This window comes from Mesorhizobium waimense (assembly GCF_003601975.1).
In the GTDB taxonomy this organism is placed as follows: domain Bacteria; phylum Pseudomonadota; class Alphaproteobacteria; order Rhizobiales; family Rhizobiaceae; genus Mesorhizobium; species Mesorhizobium waimense.
In genome coordinates, this window is sequence record NZ_QZWZ01000125.1 from 1 (window position 1) to 3,053 (window position 3,053).

2 protein-coding genes and 3 pseudogenes are annotated in these 3,053 nt (G+C 54.4%); 3 read left to right on the forward strand and 2 right to left on the reverse strand.

The features are described from left to right. Positions 1-97 (forward strand): annotated as a pseudogene (locus tag D3227_RS39950) (IS5/IS1182 family transposase); the annotation flags it as partial. A 49-nt stretch (positions 98-146) separates the two neighbouring features. Here the strand turns inward: D3227_RS39950 and D3227_RS39955 are convergent. Both D3227_RS39955 and D3227_RS39960 read right to left on the reverse strand, forming a co-directional pair. Beyond that, positions 147-437: pseudogene (locus D3227_RS39955) on the reverse strand (ISNCY family transposase); the annotation flags it as partial. 156 nt (positions 438-593) lie between these two features. Continuing rightward, positions 594-1,168, reverse strand: a pseudogene (locus D3227_RS39960) (IS110 family transposase); the annotation flags it as partial. A gap of 187 nt (positions 1,169-1,355) precedes the next feature. Here D3227_RS39960 and D3227_RS42120 point away from each other — a divergent pair. Together D3227_RS42120 and D3227_RS39970 are read left to right on the forward strand one after the other, a co-directional pair. Continuing rightward, positions 1,356-1,754, forward strand: a complete 399-nt coding sequence (locus D3227_RS42120) for a hypothetical protein (RefSeq protein ID WP_167481075.1) — start codon at positions 1,356-1,358, stop codon at positions 1,752-1,754. Between the two features lie 253 nt (positions 1,755-2,007). Continuing rightward, positions 2,008-2,754 (forward strand): class I SAM-dependent methyltransferase, encoded by a 747-nt coding sequence (locus D3227_RS39970; RefSeq protein ID WP_120019425.1) that lies wholly within the window; start codon positions 2,008-2,010, stop codon positions 2,752-2,754. Positions 2,755-3,053 lie beyond the last annotated feature (299 nt).

Consider the following 3,053-nt stretch of genomic DNA (forward strand, 5'->3'; position numbering starts at 1 on the left):
GCTGGCAAAGGACTTCGAGCGATCAATCGAATCCGCACAGGCGTGGATCTACATCGCAAACATTCGCATGCTCACCCGAAGGCTCGCAAGGGCATGAAAACACGACGGTCATTCTGATTCAGACACTCAGACCGTGGATGCCGCAACAACCGACGGAAAGCAAAAAATGTCACCCTGACGACAGTTCCACATTGACCCTCCTCATATAAACTCAACTGGCGGTGCTGCTTGAGCAACGCGCAGCGCAGCACCGCTTCCCCCGGCAGGCCCTCGCGGCCGGTCCCCTTGACCCCATGCCGGCGCAGGTCCCGCGTTACCAGGTTCAACAGATCGCGATGCTCGTCCAGCCACTGCGACATCGCGCTGAGCTCACGGCCGATCTCGTGTTCGGCGAAAAGATCAAATATACTTGCCTGGACGGTGCGTTCTTGGCGCAATGTCGGCTCCGGCGGTTGCGGGTTTGTCTTTAGAATCAGTCGCTTGAAACTAAATCGTACGTGAAACCGCCGGGCTTTGCCCGTCGAAATACTGAAATTAGTCCAATAATATCAGCAATTTACCGTTCGTGGACGGGCACTAGTCTAGACTTAGTCTAGCATTGTGGCGAGGATCGTCAGCAATGGCTCGACCAGCGGCATGACAACCGGATCTGTACGGGCCAACTCGCGCACACGACCGGCGAAGGCGGTTCGCGACGGCGTGCCCAGCTTGTGCCGGCCTCCCGCAGGATCGCCCGGACCACGTTCTCGATGGCGCGCATTTCGTTCAGCACCGTGCGGCGGGCGACGAGGAGGGAACGCCAGAGACGGCACTGCCTGCTCTTCACATGCACCTGTCGATACCAGCCGGTGCGCATGATCTGCGCCAGCGCGCGGGCGTCATTCCGATCCGTCTTGTTCGGCATCGTCTTCATCGCGGCATTGGCCTGCCGGGTCTCGATGCAGATGGCCGGCAGGCCATCGGCGCATATCCCGTCGTGAAGCCAGGCCGTCAGCGAACACGCTTCCAACCCGATCCGCTCCAGCGGCAGATCGACTTTCCGCAGCGCTTCGCTCAACGCCTGCGGCTCGCTCGCCGCACGCGCCTCCTTCACGATCCGCCCGGCCTCGTCGACCACGCAAATCGCGGTCTCTTCCAAAGACACGTCCAGTCCGGCAAAATACTTCATGGCTGCTCCCTCCTGATGTTTGTGGCGATCTACATCGACCACGTTCTCACATCCCGACAGGAGCAGCCGCCCTCATTTCAGCTCGGGGCTGATCCCAATCACCCCATCTGTAGAAAATGCCTCTTGGGGATGGGTTGCGATCGTGATTCACTGTTGCCGAAGGAACTCGGGGGCTGAATCGTGCGCGGTGGCGACAATCGAACTGGCGAACTGTTCAGCTATGTTGATCTCGAGGCGCGGGTTCGACGGGCCGCTTGCCGACGAGGGCTTCCGGCAGGCGGTACTCGTGGGCAACTGTTGCGCGGCTCGAAGTGGCATTCGCGCCATTACGAAAAACGCAAAATTGGGCGCGCAAGTGTATCACGCAACCTGCGACGCGCACGGGCGTAAAGAATGGCTAGAGATCTTACCCGAAGAACTGGGTGCAGCTTTGCATCACACAGGCGAAGGGGATCGTGACCGCTTTGTTTCGTCGTCTATCGCAACGCCGACGCTCTGCAACGCAGTGACGGGCTTTTTGCCCGTCACTGCCGCCGCCCTTTTGATAGCAAGTCCGATCGATGGTCGTCCATTCATTTGCGAATGATCACCAAGAACGGCGATAAACGTACCCCGACCGCTTCTGCGTTCTTCCGCACCCGAAAACTGCTGATCCATGAGATCGCACTGTGTCTCAATGAACAATATACATTTCCAGACAACTGATCAATAATTGTTGCAGAAATGTTTAAAGACATTAAGAAAAAGTTCATTAATTCCTCCTTGATTTATTCGAATCGCTATGCGAATACCTACCTAACAAGCCAGAGCATTAAACGACTCGAACATGGGGGGGCGTCATGGGTAATACTGTGTCCGTTTCAGAACTTGAATCATACTTCGGTGAAGACTATATCCACTTCGGAGACGTGGTAAATCCACCGGAAACAAGCGACAGGGATGCGGGAGTAATTTGGACTCACCTATCGCTAGAACAAGGCAGCTCAGTACTTGAACTTGGATGCGGCTATGGGCGGATTGCCAACCGGTTGGGTGAAAAAGGAGCGCGGGTAGTCGGACTTGATATCTCGCCGATCTTGCTAGCAAAAGCCGAAGCGGATGCAGCTGAGCGCAATGTAAATGTTGAGTATCTTCTGGGCGACATGCGATCACTTCCCTGGCGAGATCGATTTGATGCGGCCTTTCTGTGGTACACTACTTTTGGATATTTCGATGATGTGGACAACGAGACGGTTCTTTGTGAAGTCGCTTCTTCACTTCGAAAAGGCGGACGTCTTCTAATCGATCACGCCAATCGCTTCGCCTTCTTGCGCCACAAATCGCCTATCTACATTGTGCAGCGTAACGACGACCTAAGAATCGATATAATGAGCAATGATGTGCTAAGCGATCGTCGGAACCTCGAAAGGATTATCGTCCGCGATGGATGCGTTAGACGAACGCACCTGTCTTTCAGACAGTATGGGTTTTCTGAATACGTTCGCATGTTGCGAAGCGCGGGGTTCGGGGCTGTTGAGGCTTATGGGGAGGAAGGTGGAGCGTTTACATCCGATAGTTCGCGGCTCATGGTTGTCGCGTACAAATAATACTAACGGTGCTCCTCTATACGCATTTGGATTATCCATCGTTAGGCGTCGATTTTTTTGCCAAATCGCGGGGAGAATAGCAGTTGTTCGGGCGTTTTCAGAAGTAAGGTGAGATTGTCTTAAAATAATGCAGAGGCTAATCATCCGATTTTTCAATCGTCATTATCAAGACAGGAGAAATGCTAGTGCCCGCATTCAGTCAAGAAGAATATCGCGCACGCACGACCCGCCTGCGCCAGCAGATGGCCGAGCGTGGTATCGACGCACTGCTTGTCTTGAATGAAGGGAATATGAACTAT

Bases quoted from the DNA above. Each gene is read 5' to 3' on its own strand.
- D3227_RS39970 (WP_120019425.1), top strand. From the start codon at position 2,008: ATGGGTAATACTGTGTCCGTTTCAGAACTTGAATCATACTTCGGTGAA.